Here is a 16,755-nt window from a genome sequence, read left to right as displayed (position 1 = left end):
GCTGGGCCGGGGAATCGATCTTCCCTCGTCCGCTTCCTACCATCCAATAGGGGGATTGTATGGCGTCCTGCCGCAACGGCGACCGGTCGGCCTGCGTTTGGACCGGCGATCCCGCGGCCGGATCATGGTCGAAACCGGGTCGCCGCACCGTCGCCATCAGAACATCTGGCTCGGATCGAAATTGACCACGACGTCGGCCCAGGTGTCGTACTTCTCGGCCGGCAGATTGTAGGGCGCGCAGCGCTGCACGGCGCGCAATGCCGCTTCGCCCGCCACCCGCTCGATCATCGAGCCGCCGCCGCCGCCGATGATCTGCGGCCGCGCTTCCAGCTCGCCCGACGGATCGAGCCGCATCTGGATCGAGATCCGCAGCGAACCGGCTTCCGACACGCCCGAGGGCGGCGACCAGCAGCGCTGGATCTGCCCGCGCAGCGCGTCGAGTTCGCTCTGCGAAAGCTTGCCGCCGGTCTGACGATCGGTGCCCAGCGAGGCCTGCTGGTCCGAACGCTTGGCGCCGCCGCCCGCCGACTTCTCCTTGTTCAGAAGCGCGGCGATCTGGTCGGCGTCGAACTGGCTCTCTTCGGGCGTGCGCGTTTCGGCCTTCTTGGTCGGCTCGGGCTTCCTCGTCTCGACCGGCTTGGTCTCGGCGACCTTCGGCGCGGGCGCCGGTGGCTTCGGCTTGGTCGCCGGCACCGGCACGTTCTGCGGCACGGGATCGGGTTCCGGCGCGGCCTCGGCCTCGGCGATCGCCTGCTCGACCGGATCGGGCTGCGGCGGCGTCACTTCGGCGGGCTGTTCCGGCGTCGGCTCGGGCTCGGGCTGCGGCTCCGGCGGGGTCGGCGCGGGCGCGGGCTCCGGCTCCGGCGCGGGTTCGGGCTCCGGCGTCGGGGGCGTCGGCTCGGACGGCTGGGCGGCGGCCGCTTGCTCGGTCGGGGTCGGGCGCTTGATCGGCGTCGGCGGGGTGGCGAGATCGGTCTCGTTGTCGCCGACATTCTCGGCCGGCATCGGCAGCGTCTGCGGCGTCTCGGTCGGGTTGGGCGCCGGCGTCTCGGTGACCGGCGCGTCCTTGGCACCGATCACCGACTGCGAGAATTCCTCGATCGGCACGAGGTCCACCGGCAGCGATTCCACCGGCGCCATCTGCAGCGGCTCGGGCGCCGACAGGGACCACAGGCCCCAGGTCAGGACCGCTCCGTGCAGAAGGGTGGAAAGGACGACGCCGGACTTCATCGAAAGCTGGTTTCGCTCAAGCGTTTTCTTGATCGGTCACGAGACCGATGTTGCGGAAGCCGGCGGCCGAAATCCGCGCCATGACGCGCATCACCGTGCCGTAATCGGCCGAACGGTCGCCGCGCACGAAGATGCGCTCCTCGTAGCCGGCCTTGGCCACGGCCTGCAGCTTGGCCACGACCTCGTCGATCGGGATCACCGTGTCGTTGAGATAGACCTCGCCGTCCGAATTCACCGAGATGGTGATCGGCTGGGTGTCCGAATTCATCGCCTTGGCCTGGGTCTCCGGCAGCTCGATCGGCACGCCCACGGTCAGGAGGGGCGCCGCGACCATGAAGATGATCAGCAGCACCAGCATCACGTCGACCATCGGCGTGACGTTGATCTCGCTCATCGGCTGACGGCGGCCGCGGCCCCGACCGCGTCGCGACCCGCTGGAACGCCCGGTTCCGGCAGACATGCCCATCTGTCATTCCCTTCCCGGTCGCACGGACCGGCGTTTCACGCGCTCAGCGCGAGGACAGCTTCTCGTCGATCTGCCGCGACAGGATCGCGGAGAACTCGTCGGCGAAGGATTCCAGCCGCATGCCCAGCTTGCCGGCATCGGCCGACAGCTTGTTGTAGGCGATGACGGCGGGGATGGCGGCGACGAGGCCGATGGCGGTCGCCAGCAGCGCTTCCGCGATACCCGGCGCCACGACGGCAAGGCTCGTCTGCTGCGACCCGGCGATCGCCTGGAAGGAGGTCATGATGCCGATGACCGTGCCGAACAGGCCGACGAAGGGGGCCGCCGAGCCGATGGTGGCGAGGAAGCCGAGCCGCGATTCCAGCTCGTCCATCTCGCGGGCCAGGGTCACGTCCATCGCCTTGTCGATCCGCGTCTGCAGACCGAGCGGCGAACGGGCGCCCTTCTCGAACGACTTCTTCCACTCGCGCATTGCCGCGACGAACAACGCGCCCATGCCCGACGTCTTGCGCTCGGACAGGTTGTGATAGAGGTCCTCCAGCGACTGGCCGGACCAGAAATTGCTCTCGAACTTGTTGAGCTGGCGGCGGAACCGGCCGTAGCGCATCGACTTGTCGATGATGATCGCCCAGGTCCAGACCGAAGCAGCCATGAGCCCGATCATCACCAGCTTCACGATGAAGCCGGCCTGCCAGAACAGGTCCCAGAGGGACACCGAACCGGCGGCGTGTAGCGTTCCCTGAACGACGTCAGCGTCCATTCCCAGTCATCCTCGATATTCGGAACCGTCGGCAGCCCGCAGCGGGTGCGCGCCTTTCGGCACCGTCCCGCCCATATCGGCCCCGACATGCAGCAAATTCGGCCATTCGGCCGCGTAAACCCCTGATGCCCTTTCACAAGCGAATCCGGTGAAAGAATGGCGTGGTTCGGCTCAAATCCGATTCGCGTCATTGATGCACCGGTAGGGTTAACGAGCCGTTACCGCCCGCGCCGGGCCGGCCCGCACCTCACGCCTCGGCGGCGGGCTGCAGCAGAGCCTGCATCTCTTTGGGCATGCGCATCGGCTTGCCGCCGGGGGAGATCACCGCGACCTTCACCTTCGCCTCGATCAGCACCGCGTCGCCGCAGGTGATCCGCTGCGCAAGGACGATCCGCGCGCCGCCCAGAAGCGCCGTACGGGTGGTCACCGTGACCACATCGTCGATCCGCGCCGGCCGCAGGAAGTCGATGTCCATGTGCCGCACGGCAAAGGCCATCGGCGCGCCGTAGCGCCCGTCCATCAGTTCGCCGTGGCCGATCCCCTTCAGCCGCAGGAAGTCCGAGCGTCCCCGCTCGAGGAAGTGCAGATAGCGGGCGTGGTAGACGACGCCGGAAAAGTCGGTGTCCTCGAAATAGATGCGCACGTCGAGCGCGTGGCCGTCTTCGGTCAGCCGTCCGGCCAGTCCATCGGTCATCGCCAGCTCCTTTCGCATCACCGACGCGGCGCGCGCCGGTCGCCCGCCCCGTCCCTGCACTGTGTCACGCCTCTGTAACAGGCCGACCTCATAGACGCCCCATCCACGTCAAGCAAAAGGAACCGCCGCCGTGATTTCGCCGCTCCGCCTCAGCCTCGCCGCCCTTCTCGCCACCAGCGCGCTCGCCGCGCCGGCCACCGCGATGGCCGAGCCGGTGTTCCGGCGCATCGCCGCCTTCCCGGTCGCCCGCAACCTGCCGGCCGACATGCCCACCGAGACCGAAACCTCCTCGGAGATCATCGCGGCCAGCACCGATGGCAACACCCTGATCTACTCCGACAGCCCGGCCGGCGGCATCGGCCTGATCGACATCACCGATCCGAAAGCCCCGCAGCCCGGCGGCTTCCTGTCGATGGACGGCGAGCCCACCTCCGTGGCGGTGGCCGGCCGCAATGTTCTGGTCGGCGTCAACACCTCGCCGAGCTACACCGCGCCGTCGGGCCGCCTGGCCGTGATCGACATCGCCGCCAAGGCCGAGACGGCCTCCTGCGATCTCGGCGGCCAGCCCGATTCCGTCGCAGTCTCGAAGGATGGCGCCTATGCCGCCATCGCCATCGAGAACGAGCGCGACGAAGACCTCGATGAGGGCGCCCTGCCGCAGATGCCGGCCGGCTTTCTCGCGGTGGTCAAGCTGGCCGACGGCGTGCCGGACTGCGCCTCCCTGACGAAAATCGAACTGACCGGCCTCGCCGACATCGCGCCGGAGGATCCGGAGCCCGAATATGTCGACTTCAACGAGGCCGGCGAGATCGTCGTCTCGCTGCAGGAGAACAACCACTTCGCCATCGTCGAGGCGGCGACCGGCGAAGTCATCGCCGACTTTTCCGCCGGCGCCGTCGATCTCGACGGCATCGACACAGAGGACGACCGCGGACTTGCCTTCACCGGCAGCCAGGCCGGCCGCAAGCGCGAGCCCGACACCGTCCAGTGGATCGACAACGACCACTTCATCTCCGCCAATGAGGGCGACTATGAGGGCGGCTCGCGTTCCTTCACCGTCTGGAACCGGGACGGCAGCGTCGCCTGGGAATCCGGCCCGTCCTTCGAATACGAGGTCATCCGCGCCGGCCATTATCCGGACAAGCGCTCCGACGCCAAGGGCGTCGAGCCCGAGGGTCTCGAGATCGCGACCTTCGACGGCACCACCTACGCCTTCGTCCTGTCCGAGCGCGGCTCGGCCGTCGGCGTCTACAGGCTCGGCGACGGCGATCCGGTCTTCACCCAGCTCCTGCCGTCCGGCATCGCCCCCGAGGGCGCCATCGCCATCCCGTCGCGCAACCTGCTGGTCACCTCCAACGAAGCCGATCTCGTCGAGGACGGCGGCGCCCGCTCCCACGTGATGATCTACGAGCGCGGCGAGGGCGAGAACGCCTACCCGATAATCGTCTCCGAAGACGATGCCGACGGCCGCCCGGTCGGCTGGGGCGCCCTTTCGGGCCTTGCCGCCGACGCCGACAGCGCCACGACGCTTCATGCGGTCAGCGACAGCTTCTACAAGAAGCAGCCGGCGATCTTCACCATCGACGCGTCGGGCAAGCCGGCCCGCATCACCGCCAAGATGATCGTCACCCGTGACGGCAAGCCGGCCGAAGCGCTCGACCTCGAGGGCATCACCGCCGATGGCGCGGGTGGCTTCTGGCTCGCCAGCGAGGGCAATCCGGACAAGGACGTGCCGCACCAGCTCCTGCATGTGGATGGCGAAGGGGCGATCACCGAGGAAGTCCCCTTCCCCGAGGCGCTCGTCGCCGGTTCCACGCGCTTCGGCGCCGAGGGCGTGACCATGGACGGCGAGACCCTCTGGGTCGCCATCCAGCGCGAATGGGAGGACGATGCCAAGGGCACCGTGAAGCTCCTGGCCTACAAGCCGGCCTCGCAGGAATGGAGCGCCGTCCGCTACCCGCTGGAAAGCGCCGAAAAGGGCTGGGTCGGCCTGTCGGAGATCACCGCGAACGGCGACTGGCTCTACGTTCTCGAGCGCGACAACCAGATCGGCAACGCCGCCCGGCTGAAGAAGCTCTACCGGGTCGCCAAAACCGACCTGAAGCCTGCACCGCTCGGCGGCGAGCTGCCGACGGTCACCAAGGAAGAGGTCCACGACTTCCTGCCCGACCTGAAGGCCACCGGCGGCTATGTCGTCGACAAGATCGAGGGTTTCACCATCGCTGGCGACGGCACCGCCTATGCGGTCACCGACAATGACGGCGTCGACGATTCCTCCGGCGAGACGCTGTTCTTCTCGATCGGCAAGCTCTAGCCCGTCGTCCCGCGGCTTTGGGGCCAGCCGGCCCCATCGCCCCACCGTCGTCGAAAGGGCGCGCCCCGGCATGAGCCGGGCGCGCCCTTTTCGTTGTCAGCGCGCGGGCCTGCCGGATGTAGCCCTTGCCGGTGCGGATGGCGCCGCATGGGGGCGTCCGGGCGGCGAGAATTGCGCGCCCTCATAGGTCTCGCACAGCCCGGTCTTGCCCTTCGGCGCGACGCAGCTCGCGTTCAGCATGCCCCAGACCATGTCCATCGGCAGGACCCGCATCTGGTTCGTGCCCGTGGCATGGAACCAGTCCGGGTCCGGCGCGCCGTTCACCGTCTGGCTCAGCCCGAACAGATTGAGGTCGTTGGTCGCGCCGATCCCCGGCACGCCGGGATTGCCGGTCGCGTCCGGCCCGGCCTGGGAATGGCAGGTCATGCAGGAGGCCGAGTTGACGAAGCCGCCTTCCGTGATCGACTGGCCCGCATGGGTGGGCATGCCCGTCGCCGTGACGAACTCCGTCTGCGAGGCCTTCAGCCGGTAGCTGCGCCACGCCGGATCGGCCGCCGACGGCGTGTCCGGATCCTGCGGCCCGTCACCCGTGCCAATGCCCATGGCGGCCATCAGGCCGTCCAGCGCCGGGGTGATCCGCTCGCCGGTCTCCTCCGGCGTGTAGGGCGTGCCCAGGTCGAAGACGATGTCCAGGGTGGCGTCCTCGGAGTTCTCGGTCTTCGGCGGAATGTAGTTCTGGCCGAAGCTCTCGCCGTCCACCGTCACGCCGGCGGCGCTGTAGCCGTAGGCATCGTTGCAACCGGTGAAATCGCAGCGGCCGAGATTGCCGACATGCTCGATGGCGTACCAGTGCCAGGTCGGGATCGCCTTCGACGCCGCGGTGACCGCGACGAGGTAGTAGAGTTCCGGCTCTTCGTCGCCCGGCGCCAGCGTCTCCTCGATTAGCATCGTGACATAGGGCGCGTCGGGATTGTTCGGCGGGTCGAGCGTTCGCCCGCCGTCGTCCTCGCCCCGGATCAGGCCGTTCTCCAGCATCAGCGACTGGCTGAGGAAGTCGACCTTGAACATCACCGCGTCGGTCGGATAGTCGATCGCCAGCGCCGCGTTGTTGTAGGGCGCATTGACGTTCACCCAGTCCTGCATCGCGGTGAAGCGGGCGCCCAGGCTCTCCTTGTTGTAGAGGTTCTGCGCCAGGGTGTAGCGCACGAACGGCCGGTTGCGGAACACGATCTCCGCCTCCTCCTGGCGCAGCACCCGTGCCGGATCGAGCCGTTCCAGGAAGTCGTGGGTGTGGCTGGGGCTTGGCCGCGCCACGATGATCGGCGGCGGATTGGTCCAGTCCGGCGGATAGTACGGGCAGCCGGCCGGCGGCGCCTCGCCCAGCGGCGGCGTCTCGTCGAACACCGCCGGGTCGCAGCAATCCGCCGGCGAGCCCTCGCGTCCGCAGATCGCCTTCGGGTCGTCGATCCAGATCGTCTGGTCGGTGCCCCATGTCCAGAACGCTTGCTCGACCGCCGTCAGGAACGACGTCCAGCCGAAGGCGTCGGGACAGCTCACCGCCGGATTGCCGATCGCCTCGGGCCAGGTCACCGTGCCGTTCGCGGCGGTGGGCTCGCAGCCCGGCCGGTCCCGCACGTCGGCCCGGAACAGGCTCGCCTGCTGGATCTGGTTCGGCGCCGCCGCCTGTCCCTGCGCCTCAGCGCCGGCCGCCAGCAACACAGTGGCCGCAAGCAGCGATCGGGCGATCGTTCGATGGGTCATGCCGTCCTCCCGTTGATGCCTGGTCGTGGGAACGCCTCGCACGCCCATGACCTCAGGCCGCCGGCAGCGTCACGCTCCTGCAACAGGTGATCCCGTGGCCGGCAGAGTGTTCCGTAAGGGAATTCTACCAGCGCAACATGCGTGTGAACAGCCTTCGCGTCATCGTTGTCCTGCTCAGACCCGCCTTCCCGCCTCGCCGTGCCTCGCTAGCTTTCGCCAGCACGAGAGACCCGATTTCGAGGAGAGCGGCATGGCACGCGAACGCTATTACGTCCTGAAGGATGGCGACGGCTGGAAAGTGCGTCACAACGACAAGGACACGCCCTACGACACCCAGGCGGAGGCGATGGAGGCTGCCCGCGACGCGGCCCACAAGATGCACGACAGCGGCACCGACTCCCAGGTCCTGGTGCAGGGCAGCGACGGCCAGTGGCAGACGGAATGGACCTACGGCAACGATCCCTACCCGCCGGCCGGCTGACCCGGCGCGTCCAGCCACCACTTGGCCGGATCGGCTGCTGACGAAGCGGCCGGTCCCCGCGCCTCCCCCCGGCTCGGGGCGCCGATCGTCCCCGATTCACGCGCCAATGGCGGCCTGGTGCTTGTGCCGGGCCGCGCGGGCCATATCTGCACTCGCCCGACCCGAGGAGCCGCGATGCGTGCGTTCATCCAGCAATATTACCAGCGCGTCGTCGCAAGCTACTGGTTCATCCCCTCGATCATGGCGATCAGCGCCGCGGTTCTCGCCTTCGTCCTGATCGAGATCGACGCCCGGGTCCCGCTCGACGCCTTCGGCGAGAGCCCATTCTTCTACGCCACCCAGCCGGACGGGGCTCGCGCCATCCTCAGCGCCATCGGCGGCTCGATGATCGGGGTGGCCGGCACCGTCTTCTCGGTTACCATGGCGACCGTGGTCTTCGCCTCCGGCAGCTACGGCCCGCGGCTCCTGACCAATTTCATGAACGATCGCGGCAACCAGATCACCCTCGGCGTCTTCGTCGCGACCTTCATCTATTCCATGCTGGTGCTGCGCAGCGTCCGCGACGGCGGCGAGGACGACGTCTATGCCGCGATGTTCGTGCCCAACATCGCGATCTTCGGCGCCATCATCTTGGCCATCGGATCGATCGGCGTGCTGATCTTCTTCATCCACCACGTCCCGTCCAACATCCACATCTCCAACGTCATCGCCGGCATCGGCGAGGCGCTGTGCAAGCAGATCGAGAAGGCCTTCCCGGTCCGCGGCGACGTGGAGGACGGCGAGGCGACCGGCGAAGCCCAGCCGGCCGGCCTCCTGTGGCAGGTGCCGCCCTGCTTCGGCGACGACATCGACGAGGCGGCGGCGACCGTGCCCTATGCCGAGATCGTCTCCGACCGCAGCGGCTATCTCCAGATCATCGACCACGAGACCCTGATCGAGGCGGCGCAGAAGGCCGACATCGTGGTGCGGATGAATTGCCGGACCGGCATGTTCGTGCATCCCGGCAAGGTGATCTTCCATGCCTGGCCAAGCGAGCGCGTGACCGACGAGACCCGCACCGCCCTCGTCGCCTCCATCGCCTGCGGCAACCAGCGCAGCCCGCATCAGGACCAGGTCTTCCTCGTCGACGAACTGGTCGAGATCGCCGGGCGGGCGCTGTCGCCGGGCGTCAACGACCCCTTCACCGCGATCACCTGCATGGACTGGCTGACCGCCGCCATGTCCCGCATGGTCGGACGCGGCAAGGCCGATCCGCTGCATGTCGACAGCGACGGCAAGCTGCGGGTCATCGACCTGCCGCGCAGCTTCGCCGAATATCTGGAATATTCCTTCGGCCATCTGCGCCAGTACGCGGCCACCGACATGATCGCCGGCGAGCATTACCTCGCCTGTCTGGAGCAGATCGCCCCGGCCGCCACGCGGCCGCGCGACATCGCGGCGCTGCGCCGCCAGTGCGACGCCTTCATGGGTCTCTCGCGTCTCGGTCTCGACGGCGCCGCCCTCGCCGTGGTCGAGGCCCGCGCCGCGCATCTGGCGGCGACCCTCGACCATCCGGCCCATCGCCTCGCCTATCCGGTGCCCGACGGCGAGCGCATGGCGCGGCTGGACACCGGGCACCACCCGGCGCCCGCCTGACGCATCCGCCTCATTCGGCGTCGGCGCCGTCCTCGAACAGGCTCGCCTGCGATCCCTGATAGGTGCTCGGCACCGCCAGCCCCAGATGGGCGAAGGCCCGCTGGGTCAGCAGGCGCCCGCGCGGGGTGCGCTGCAGGAACCCCTGCTGCAGGAGATACGGCTCGACGATGTCCTCGATGGCGTCGCGCGGCTCCGACAGCGCTGCCGCAATGGTCTCGATACCCACCGGCCCGCCGCCGAAATTCATCGCGATCAGTTCCAGATAGCGTCGGTCGAGCTGGTCGAGGCCGAGACTGTCCACTTCCAGCCGCGACAGCGCCTCGTCGGCGACCTTGCGGTCCACCGTCGCCGCCCCGGCGACGTCGGCGAAGTCGCGCACCCGGCGCAGCAGCCGGCCGGCGATGCGCGGCGTGCCGCGGGCCCGGCGGGCGATCTCGCGGGCGCCGTCCTCGGCCATGGGCAGCCGCATCAGCCGCGCGCCACGGGTGACGATGTGCTCCAGCTCCGCCACCGTGTAGAAATTCAGCCGCACCGGGATGCCGAAGCGGTCGCGCAGCGGCGTCGTCAGCAGGCCCAGCCGCGTCGTCGCCGCGACCAGGGTGAATTTCGACAGGTCGATCTTCACCGAGCGCGCCGCCGGCCCCTCGCCGATGATCAGGTCGAGCTGGAAATCCTCCATCGCCGGATAGAGGATTTCCTCCACCGCCGGGCTCAGCCGGTGGATCTCGTCGATGAACAGGACATCGCGCTCTTCCAGATTGGTCAGCAGCGCCGCCAGATCGCCGGCCTTGGCGATCACCGGGCCAGAGGTCGAGCGGAAATTGACCCCGAGCTCCTTGGCCATGATCTGCGCCAGCGTCGTCTTGCCGAGCCCCGGCGGGCCGACGAACAGCACGTGATCCAGCGCCTCGCCGCGATTCTTCGCCGCCTCGATGAAGATCTTCAGATTGGCCCGCGCCGCCGCCTGGCCGACGAAATCGTCCAGCCGCTGCGGCCGCAGGGTCGCGTCGATGTCCTCGCCGTGCTTCTCGGGAGTGATCAGGCGGGCGTCGCTCATAAGGGCCGTTCCGTCGCGATGGGACAATCTGCCTGCAAAACCAGAGGCGCGGCCGGTCGCGGGCAGGTTCCGCAATGGCCGTTCGGCGCCGTCATGTCAAAACCGCTCGGCCCGCGCTCAGCCCGGAGCCCCGGTTGCGCCGTTCGGCGTCTCAGCGGCTCAGTGCCTTCAGCCCCAGCCGGATCAGCTTCGCGCTGTCCGGCGCCTCGCCGGCATCCTTCAGCGCCTTCGCCACGGCCTCGGCCGCCTGGTCGCGCGGATAGCCGAGATTGACCAGCGCCGAGACCGCATCGGCCACCGGCGCGGCGGCGGTGCCGCCACCGATGTCGCGCTTCAGCCCCAGGCTCTCGTCGCTGCCGGCGCCAGAGAAGGCCGGCGCCTTGTCCTTCAGCTCGGCGACGATCCGGGCGGCGACCTTCGGGCCGACGCCGGGTGCGCGCGCGACCATCGCCTTGTCCTGCAGCGCCACCGCATTGGCGAGGTCGCCGGCCGACAGCGTGCCGATCACCGCCAGCGCCACCCGGGCGCCGACGCCCTGTACCATCTGCAGGAGCCGGAACCAGTCCTGCTCGGCCCGCGTCGCAAAACCGTAGAGCCGCAGCATGTCCTCGCGCACATAGGTGTCGATGAACAGCACCACCGCCTCGCCCTCGCCCGGCAGCGCCGCCAGGGTGCGCGCGCCGCAAAAGGCGACATAGCCGACGCCGTGGACGTCGACGACGACGTGGTCCTCGCCGATCTCGTCGACGGTGCCCTTCAGTTTGCCGATCACGAATGCGTCTCCAGGCGGTGGGAATCGAAGCTGGCCATCCGATGATGAATGCCGAAGCCGTCGCTTACCACGATCGGCGCATCATCGCCGACAGTCCCGGCTGGCCGTACAGGACGCGGACCGCGACGGGCAGACGGATCGGCGCGCGCACTCACAGGCCGGCAAGCAGCGCCCGCGACTGGGCCGACTGCCGGTGATGGCTGTGGCAGATGGCGATCGCCAGCGCGTCGGCGGCGTCGTCCGTGTCGAAGGTCGCCTTGGGCATCAGCACCTTCACCATCATGTGGATCTGCTTCTTCTCGCCATGGCCGACGCCGATCACCGCCTTCTTCACGGCGTTGGGCGCGTATTCGGCGACCGGCAGCCCGGCCAGCGACGGCACCACCATGGCGATGCCGCGGGCCTGCCCGAGCTTCAGCGTGGCAACGGCGTCCTTGTTGACGAAGGTCTGCTCCACCGCCGCCTCGTCGGGCTGCTGCGCGTGGATCACGTCGGTCAGCCCTTCGTAGAGCGTGCGCAGCCGCGAGGCGAGATCCATCTTTCCGTCCGACATCACCGTGCCGCTGGCGACGAAGCGCAGCGAATTGCCGAGCGTCTCGACGATGCCCCAGCCGGTCCGGCGCAGGCCGGGATCGATGCCGATGATGCGAATGGTCCGCTCCTGCAACACTTCGTTAACCCTCTCCGACTAGCCGAATCAGGTGCCATTGAGAAGACGAAAAGTGAACAAACCAAAAACGAAACGGGCTTGATCACCGGGAGCCGCACAGCTCACTGCGCGTGAGGCGCCGTTCCCTCACCGAAACGAGGCACCCAAGAAAGAGGCCCGCCGCGGTTTCCCGCGACGGGCCTTCGAATTGCACCGGATCAGCTCCGGCTCAAGCGTCGCCGGTCAGGCGAGACGTCTCAGTTCCACCAGGCTTCATCGACACCCGGACGGCCTTCGAGCTCTTCCTCGGATAACCGCGTGATGAACGCGTAGGACTGGTCGTCGACCGGGACGAGATCGACGTCGCCGACCCGCAGCATGACGTGCTTGTCGGCGATGTCGAGGAAGCCGCCCACTTCGGCGACGACGCCGGCAAGGTTGCCCGACCGATCAAGCACAACGTCCTCGATCTCGCCGATCTGGTTCCAGTCGCTGCCGACCGCGTCATAGCCCGAACGGCCCCAGGCGTAGTCGTTACGGTCGCCCCAGGAGCCCTCGTCATGGGCTTCGTTGGTCGTGTAGACGGCGCCACCCACGATGTCGCGGGTTCGGATCAGCTGCGCCCAGTCGGCCGCTGCAGTATCTTCCGAGGCCATCGGCGTCGTGGCCGGTGTGCCAGCAGTGTCCTGCGCGATAGCGGGCGTCGCGGCGAAGATGATGGCGGTCGCAGTGGCTGCAATATACTTCATGAGAGCCTCCTCTCTGGCGTTCGAATTCACCGAATCAACGGAGAGAGCCCGCCATTGTTCCAGAACGCGCGACACAGTCTGCCGCCGCCCGCCCATACGGATGCCGGTTGCTTCAGAGGAACGCCCAGCGCGCGCGTTCTACTTCGCCGCCGGATGGCGGGCGGCGAACCGGGAGCTAGGAATCCCGTGCGCCCGCGTCCCGGGTCGCGATCACCGATTTGCGTAAGCCGAGGACGGTCTCGTAGGAGATCTCGCCATCCGGGAAGAACGCCGCCATCTGCCGCCGGCCGATCAGATCGTGGTCGCGCACCACGTTGCGTGCGTCCTCGAAATCCTCGATGCGATCGAAGAAGCCGAGCGCAAAGCGCTGCAGCATGGCGATCCGGACCGCCTTGGGCAGATACTGGAAGCCGGCGGTGCGGAAATGTGGCTCGTACGGAAACCAGTAATTCGGCGTCTGGCAGTAATAGCGTGGTGCCAGCCGGCGCATGTTCAGGGCGAAGTCCCGCATGTTGGCCCGCGAGCCGACATGCTCGATCACCGAGTTGGAATGGGCCAGATCGAAGCCCCGGCCGTCGAACAGAGTCAGGTCGCTGGCGCTTTCGCGCACGGCGCGAAACTGGTCGGGCCGCGCCACGACCTGGGGCTCGGTATTGACCAGCGTGACGAAGACCCGCCCGCGCCGCCGGTCGAGATAGTCGCCGGCGACCGCCCAGTATTTTTCCGTCCCGCCGAGATCGACGATCTCGCAGCGCTCCTGCTCGGCCAGAACGGCGTCGATCAGGTTGCGGATGCGCACGAAGCGCTTGGCGCGGAACTGGAATTCCAGGCTGGTATCGTCGACATAGGGGTCCGAGCGACGGCGAAGGGCCCCGAGATAGGCTGAAATCTGCATGACGTGGTTCCTGTTTCCCACGTCGATGTAGGACTTTCCCTTAAGTGACGTCGCGTTAATCGTTAACAAATGGTTAACGCCGCAAAGCCCGGTGGACCGGGGTTTGCAGCCAGACGGCGCCCGAGAACACGCAGTCGTGAGGGAAGAGCGGCCGCCGGACGGGGCCATTTACCCCCCGGACGGCCACCGTGCCGCAGGACGAGCGGCAACCGGGCGATCTACGTCGCCGCAGGCCGCCACCTGTCACGGACGGGGCGCCAGCCTGGCTCAGGCAGCCGACAGCTTCGCCATCACCTCGTCGTCGACCTCGAAATTGGCGTAGACGTTCTGCACGTCGTCGTCGTCGTCGAGATTGCCGATCAGCCGCATCACGCTCTCGGCCTTGTCCTCGTCCACCGGCGTGCCGGTCTGCGGCCGCCAGGTCGGGCGCACGCTTTCGGCCTCGCCCAGCGACTCCTCGAGCGCCGTCGACACGTCGCCGATATCCTCGAAGGCGGTGACGATGGTGTGGCCGTTCTCGTCGGAGATCACGTCGTCGGCGCCGGCCAGGATCGCCGCTTCCATCACCGTGTCGGCGTCGCCGGCCGACAGCGGATAGACGATCTCGCCGACATGATCGAACATGAAGGACACCGAGCCGGTCTCGCCCATCGAGCCGCCGGCCTTGGTGAAGCAGGAGCGCACGTTGGAGGCGGTGCGGTTGCGGTTGTCGGTCAGCGCCTCGACGATGATCGCGACGCCGCCCGGGCCGTAGCCCTCGTAGCGGACCTCGTCATAATTCTCCGAATCGCCGCCCGAGGCCTTCTTGATGGCCCGGTCGATGTTGTCCTTCGGCATCGACTGCGCCTTGGCGTTGTTGATCGCCAGTCGCAGCCGCGCGTTCATCGAGGGGTCCGGCAGGCCCGACTTGGCCGCCACCACGATCTCGCGGGCGAGCTTGGAAAACATCTTCGATCGGACCGCGTCCTGGCGGCCCTTGCGATGCATGATGTTCTTGAACTGTGAGTGGCCGGCCATGGCGAACCTGTCTATCAATGCGGAAGAATTGCGCGACATATAAAAAATCGGGCGGCAAACGTCCAGAACGAGGTTTTCCATGTCCAACGCCCCCGAGGCTTCCGCGAACCGCAGGACCACCCTTCCGGCCCTGCCGCTGACCGGCGGCTGCCAGTGCGGCAGGGTGCGCTACGAGATCCGTGCCGCGCCGCAGGTCTTCTATCTGTGCCATTGCACCGAGTGCCAGCGGCAGACCTCCAGCGCCTATGGCGAAAGCCTGCGCGTCGATCCCGCCAGCCTCGTCATCCGCGGCGAGATGGCGACCACCCGGCGCATGGCCGACAGCGGCGCGGTGCGGCTCGGCGATTTCTGCCCCGATTGCGGCGTGCGCATCCAGCACCGCTCCGAGGGCAATCCCGGCCGGGTCAACATCAAGGCCGGCACCCTCGATGACACGAGCTGGCTGGTCCCCGCCGGCCACATCTGGACCGCCTCGCGCCAGCCCTTCGTCGCCATCGGCCCCGACGAACTCGATTATCCCCAGGCGCCGGCCGACAATTTCACCGCGCTGATCGCACGCTGGCAGGAGATGGTCCGCCCCGCCGACGGCGCATAGACGCCTCGCAGCCCTGCTCCCGCGTCCCCTCCTGCGCTTCGCCCGCGGCGACAGCCGCTTGATGACGCCATGTTGATTTCGCTTCTGGCGCCGGCGGGGTAGCCTCGAACCGTCGGCGCCCGATCGCCCCTGCTGCTGCCGCGCCGACGGTCAGGGGAGAACGCGACCATGCGATATCGCGCTGCGCTGTTCCGCTATGCCCTCTGGGCGGCCCTCGTCCTCGCCGCGGCCGTCCCGGCCCTGGCCGACACCGCTGCGCCGGGCAAGGACCGCGCCCTGCCGCCGGCCGAACCCGAGCGCTCCTACCGCCTGACCGAAGCCCACCTCTTCGCCGCGCTGAAGAACGCCGCCACCGAGGCCGAGGGCCGCGCCGCCGAAGCCGCCATCTGGCGGCACTGGATGGAAGCCGCGCCCGATGCCGCCACCCGCCGCCTCGTCGAAGCGGCCATGGACCGGCGCGGCAGCTACGATTTCGCCGGCGCCCGCGCTCTTCTCGACGCCGCCGTGGCGGCCGCCCCCGATTATGCCGAGGCCTTCAACCAGCGGGGTTTCGTGCGCTTCCTGCAGGAGGATTTCGACGGGGCGCTGGCCGATGTCGACCGCGCCATCGCGCTGGAGCCGAGGCACTTCGCCGCCATGTCCGGCCGCGCCATCATCCTCATGCGCCAGGGCCGCTTCCGTCTCGCCCAGACCCAGCTTCGCGAGGCCGTGGCGATCCATCCCTTCCTCAAGGAGCGCGCGATGATCGTGCCCGAGGCGCGCGAAACGCCCGCCGCGCCCGGGGGGATCGAGCTTTGACCCGCCCGTCCAGCCGACCCGGAGCCCGCCCATGAACCGCCTCGTCGCCCTCGCCGCGCTTCTCGCCGGCCTTGCCCTGGCGCCTGCCCCGGCCGCCGCCCAGATGGTGCCGAGCACCTGCATCGCCATGGCCGAAAGCCTGCCGGGGGCGACCTATGTCGCGATGGACAGCCCGGCCGCCCGGCGCTTTGCCGCAACGTCGGACGAGGTGACGATCACCTATGTCTCCCACGCGACCTACCTGATCGAGAGCCCCGGCGGGGTCGTCGCGGCTACCGACTATGCCGGCTATGCGGGCGGCGCGATGCCGGACATCGTCACGATGAACAAGGCGCATTCGTCCCACAACACGCCCTATCCCGACCCGGCGATCCCGCATGTGCTGCTCGGCTGGAACCCGGAGGGCGGCCCGGCCGAACATGCCCTGACCGTCGGCGACCTCTATGTGCGCAACGTGCCGACCGACATACGCTCCATGGGCGGCATGGAGGCGGACGGCAATTCGATCTTCATCTTCGAGGTGGCGGGCCTGTGCATCGGCCATCTCGGCCATCTGCACCACCAGCTCACCAACGAGGATTACGCCCGCATCGGCCGGCTCGACGTCCTGATGGTGCCGGTGGACGGCGGCATGACCATGAGCCAGGAGGGCATGGGCGAGATCGCCGACCGCCTGCGCTCGTCCATCGTCCTGCCGATGCATCGCTTCGCCGGCCCGATCGAGCGTTTCCTCGACCGCATGCCCGGCTTCGCCGTGGAGCGGCGCGCCGAACCCAGCCTGACGGTGTCGGTGAAGACACTGCCGGGCGCACCGACGGTGGTGGTGCTGGAAGGCGTCTAGGCGCGGCGAAGCCCGCCGCGTCTTCCATCCGTCACCGCGAT

At 68.3% G+C, this 16,755-nt stretch carries 17 protein-coding genes; 6 read left to right on the top strand and 11 right to left on the bottom strand.

Features of this window, described 5'->3' with window-relative positions:
- Positions 1 to 156: 156 nt before the first annotated feature.
- The 4 genes from SI859A1_RS04950 to SI859A1_RS04935 form a co-directional block, all read right to left on the bottom strand.
- Positions 157 to 1,230 (bottom strand): cell envelope integrity protein TolA, encoded by a 1,074-nt coding sequence (locus SI859A1_RS04950; RefSeq protein ID WP_009208750.1) that lies wholly within the window; start codon positions 1,228 to 1,230, stop codon positions 157 to 159.
- A 16-nt stretch (positions 1,231 to 1,246) separates the two neighbouring features.
- The gene (gene tolR, locus SI859A1_RS04945; protein ID WP_009208749.1) at positions 1,247 to 1,696 is read right to left on the bottom strand and encodes a protein TolR; all 450 of its coding nucleotides are present in this window, start codon (positions 1,694 to 1,696) and stop codon (positions 1,247 to 1,249) included.
- A gap of 43 nt (positions 1,697 to 1,739) precedes the next feature.
- On the bottom strand, positions 1,740 to 2,456 hold the full coding sequence (gene tolQ, locus SI859A1_RS04940; RefSeq protein WP_009208748.1) for a protein TolQ: 717 nt from the start codon (positions 2,454 to 2,456) through the stop codon (positions 1,740 to 1,742).
- Between the two features lie 247 nt (positions 2,457 to 2,703).
- On the bottom strand, positions 2,704 to 3,150 hold the full coding sequence (locus SI859A1_RS04935) for a YbgC/FadM family acyl-CoA thioesterase (RefSeq protein WP_081451332.1): 447 nt from the start codon (positions 3,148 to 3,150) through the stop codon (positions 2,704 to 2,706).
- 202 nt (positions 3,151 to 3,352) lie between these two features.
- Here SI859A1_RS04935 and SI859A1_RS04930 point away from each other — a divergent pair, with 202 nt between their 5' ends.
- Complete coding sequence (locus SI859A1_RS04930; protein WP_081451456.1) at positions 3,353 to 5,464, top strand: esterase-like activity of phytase family protein; 2,112 nt, start codon at positions 3,353 to 3,355, stop codon at positions 5,462 to 5,464.
- 96 nt (positions 5,465 to 5,560) lie between these two features.
- Here SI859A1_RS04930 and SI859A1_RS04925 read toward each other — a convergent pair whose 3' ends face one another.
- Positions 5,561 to 7,225: a hypothetical protein gene (locus SI859A1_RS04925; RefSeq protein WP_040325292.1), complete on the bottom strand. Its 1,665-nt coding sequence runs from the start codon at positions 7,223 to 7,225 to the stop codon at positions 5,561 to 5,563.
- 250 nt (positions 7,226 to 7,475) lie between these two features.
- On the opposite strand from SI859A1_RS04925, the gene SI859A1_RS04920 reads away from it, so the two are divergent.
- A complete protein-coding gene (locus SI859A1_RS04920) occupies positions 7,476 to 7,706 on the top strand; it encodes a DUF2188 domain-containing protein (protein ID WP_040325291.1) in 231 nt (76 codons plus the stop codon).
- A gap of 174 nt (positions 7,707 to 7,880) precedes the next feature.
- Positions 7,881 to 9,341: a DUF2254 domain-containing protein gene (locus SI859A1_RS04915; RefSeq protein WP_148233736.1), complete on the top strand. Its 1,461-nt coding sequence runs from the start codon at positions 7,881 to 7,883 to the stop codon at positions 9,339 to 9,341.
- A gap of 10 nt (positions 9,342 to 9,351) precedes the next feature.
- Here SI859A1_RS04915 and ruvB read toward each other — a convergent pair whose 3' ends face one another.
- The 6 genes from ruvB to SI859A1_RS04885 all read right to left on the bottom strand — a co-directional run bounded on the left by ruvB (position 9,352) and on the right by SI859A1_RS04885 (position 14,480).
- Positions 9,352 to 10,398 carry a Holliday junction branch migration DNA helicase RuvB gene (gene ruvB / locus SI859A1_RS04910; RefSeq protein WP_040325290.1) on the bottom strand — a complete coding sequence of 349 codons (1,047 nt, stop codon included), beginning with the start codon at positions 10,396 to 10,398 and terminating at the stop codon, positions 9,352 to 9,354.
- Between the two features lie 151 nt (positions 10,399 to 10,549).
- The gene (gene ruvA, locus SI859A1_RS04905) at positions 10,550 to 11,170 is read right to left on the bottom strand and encodes a Holliday junction branch migration protein RuvA (RefSeq protein ID WP_009208741.1); all 621 of its coding nucleotides are present in this window, start codon (positions 11,168 to 11,170) and stop codon (positions 10,550 to 10,552) included.
- 151 nt (positions 11,171 to 11,321) lie between these two features.
- Positions 11,322 to 11,840, bottom strand: coding sequence for a crossover junction endodeoxyribonuclease RuvC (gene ruvC / locus SI859A1_RS04900; RefSeq protein WP_009208740.1), 519 nt, complete (start codon positions 11,838 to 11,840; stop codon positions 11,322 to 11,324).
- Between the two features lie 236 nt (positions 11,841 to 12,076).
- Positions 12,077 to 12,568: a PRC-barrel domain-containing protein gene (locus SI859A1_RS04895; protein WP_040325286.1), complete on the bottom strand. Its 492-nt coding sequence runs from the start codon at positions 12,566 to 12,568 to the stop codon at positions 12,077 to 12,079.
- Positions 12,569 to 12,743: 175 nt separating this feature from the next.
- On the bottom strand, positions 12,744 to 13,463 hold the full coding sequence (locus SI859A1_RS04890; RefSeq protein ID WP_040325285.1) for an SAM-dependent methyltransferase: 720 nt from the start codon (positions 13,461 to 13,463) through the stop codon (positions 12,744 to 12,746).
- Between the two features lie 267 nt (positions 13,464 to 13,730).
- A complete protein-coding gene (locus SI859A1_RS04885; protein ID WP_009208737.1) occupies positions 13,731 to 14,480 on the bottom strand; it encodes a YebC/PmpR family DNA-binding transcriptional regulator in 750 nt (249 codons plus the stop codon).
- Positions 14,481 to 14,559: 79 nt separating this feature from the next.
- Here SI859A1_RS04885 and SI859A1_RS04880 point away from each other — a divergent pair, with 79 nt between their 5' ends.
- The 3 genes from SI859A1_RS04880 (at position 14,560) to SI859A1_RS04870 (ending at position 16,714) form a co-directional block, all read left to right on the top strand.
- Positions 14,560 to 15,075, top strand: a complete 516-nt coding sequence (locus tag SI859A1_RS04880) for a GFA family protein (protein ID WP_009208736.1) — start codon at positions 14,560 to 14,562, stop codon at positions 15,073 to 15,075.
- A gap of 168 nt (positions 15,076 to 15,243) precedes the next feature.
- Positions 15,244 to 15,873 (top strand): tetratricopeptide repeat protein, encoded by a 630-nt coding sequence (locus SI859A1_RS04875; RefSeq protein WP_040325283.1) that lies wholly within the window; start codon positions 15,244 to 15,246, stop codon positions 15,871 to 15,873.
- Positions 15,874 to 15,904: 31 nt separating this feature from the next.
- A complete protein-coding gene (locus tag SI859A1_RS04870; RefSeq protein ID WP_009208734.1) occupies positions 15,905 to 16,714 on the top strand; it encodes an MBL fold metallo-hydrolase in 810 nt (269 codons plus the stop codon).
- Positions 16,715 to 16,755 lie beyond the last annotated feature (41 nt).

The sequence above is a fragment of the Aurantimonas manganoxydans SI85-9A1 genome (genome assembly GCF_000153465.1).
Lineage (GTDB): Bacteria > Pseudomonadota > Alphaproteobacteria > Rhizobiales > Rhizobiaceae > Aurantimonas > Aurantimonas manganoxydans.
This window is presented reverse-complemented; position numbering and strand designations above follow the sequence as displayed.

Coding starts and splice junctions, on each gene's coding strand:
- SI859A1_RS04950 (WP_009208750.1), bottom strand. CDS start 1,230: ATGAAGTCCGGCGTCGTCCTTTCCACCCTTCTGCACGGAGCGGTCCTG.
- tolR (WP_009208749.1), bottom strand. CDS start 1,696: ATGGGCATGTCTGCCGGAACCGGGCGTTCCAGCGGGTCGCGACGCGGT.
- tolQ (WP_009208748.1), bottom strand. CDS start 2,456: ATGGACGCTGACGTCGTTCAGGGAACGCTACACGCCGCCGGTTCGGTG.
- SI859A1_RS04935 (WP_081451332.1), bottom strand. CDS start 3,150: ATGACCGATGGACTGGCCGGACGGCTGACCGAAGACGGCCACGCGCTC.
- SI859A1_RS04930 (WP_081451456.1), top strand. CDS start 3,353: ATGGCCGAGCCGGTGTTCCGGCGCATCGCCGCCTTCCCGGTCGCCCGC.
- SI859A1_RS04925 (WP_040325292.1), bottom strand. CDS start 7,225: ATGACCCATCGAACGATCGCCCGATCGCTGCTTGCGGCCACTGTGTTG.
- SI859A1_RS04920 (WP_040325291.1), top strand. CDS start 7,476: ATGGCACGCGAACGCTATTACGTCCTGAAGGATGGCGACGGCTGGAAA.
- SI859A1_RS04915 (WP_148233736.1), top strand. CDS start 7,881: ATGCGTGCGTTCATCCAGCAATATTACCAGCGCGTCGTCGCAAGCTAC.
- ruvB (WP_040325290.1), bottom strand. CDS start 10,398: ATGAGCGACGCCCGCCTGATCACTCCCGAGAAGCACGGCGAGGACATC.
- SI859A1_RS04895 (WP_040325286.1), bottom strand. CDS start 12,568: ATGAAGTATATTGCAGCCACTGCGACCGCCATCATCTTCGCCGCGACG.
- SI859A1_RS04890 (WP_040325285.1), bottom strand. CDS start 13,463: ATGCAGATTTCAGCCTATCTCGGGGCCCTTCGCCGTCGCTCGGACCCC.
- SI859A1_RS04885 (WP_009208737.1), bottom strand. CDS start 14,480: ATGGCCGGCCACTCACAGTTCAAGAACATCATGCATCGCAAGGGCCGC.
- SI859A1_RS04880 (WP_009208736.1), top strand. CDS start 14,560: ATGTCCAACGCCCCCGAGGCTTCCGCGAACCGCAGGACCACCCTTCCG.
- SI859A1_RS04875 (WP_040325283.1), top strand. CDS start 15,244: ATGCGATATCGCGCTGCGCTGTTCCGCTATGCCCTCTGGGCGGCCCTC.
- SI859A1_RS04870 (WP_009208734.1), top strand. CDS start 15,905: ATGAACCGCCTCGTCGCCCTCGCCGCGCTTCTCGCCGGCCTTGCCCTG.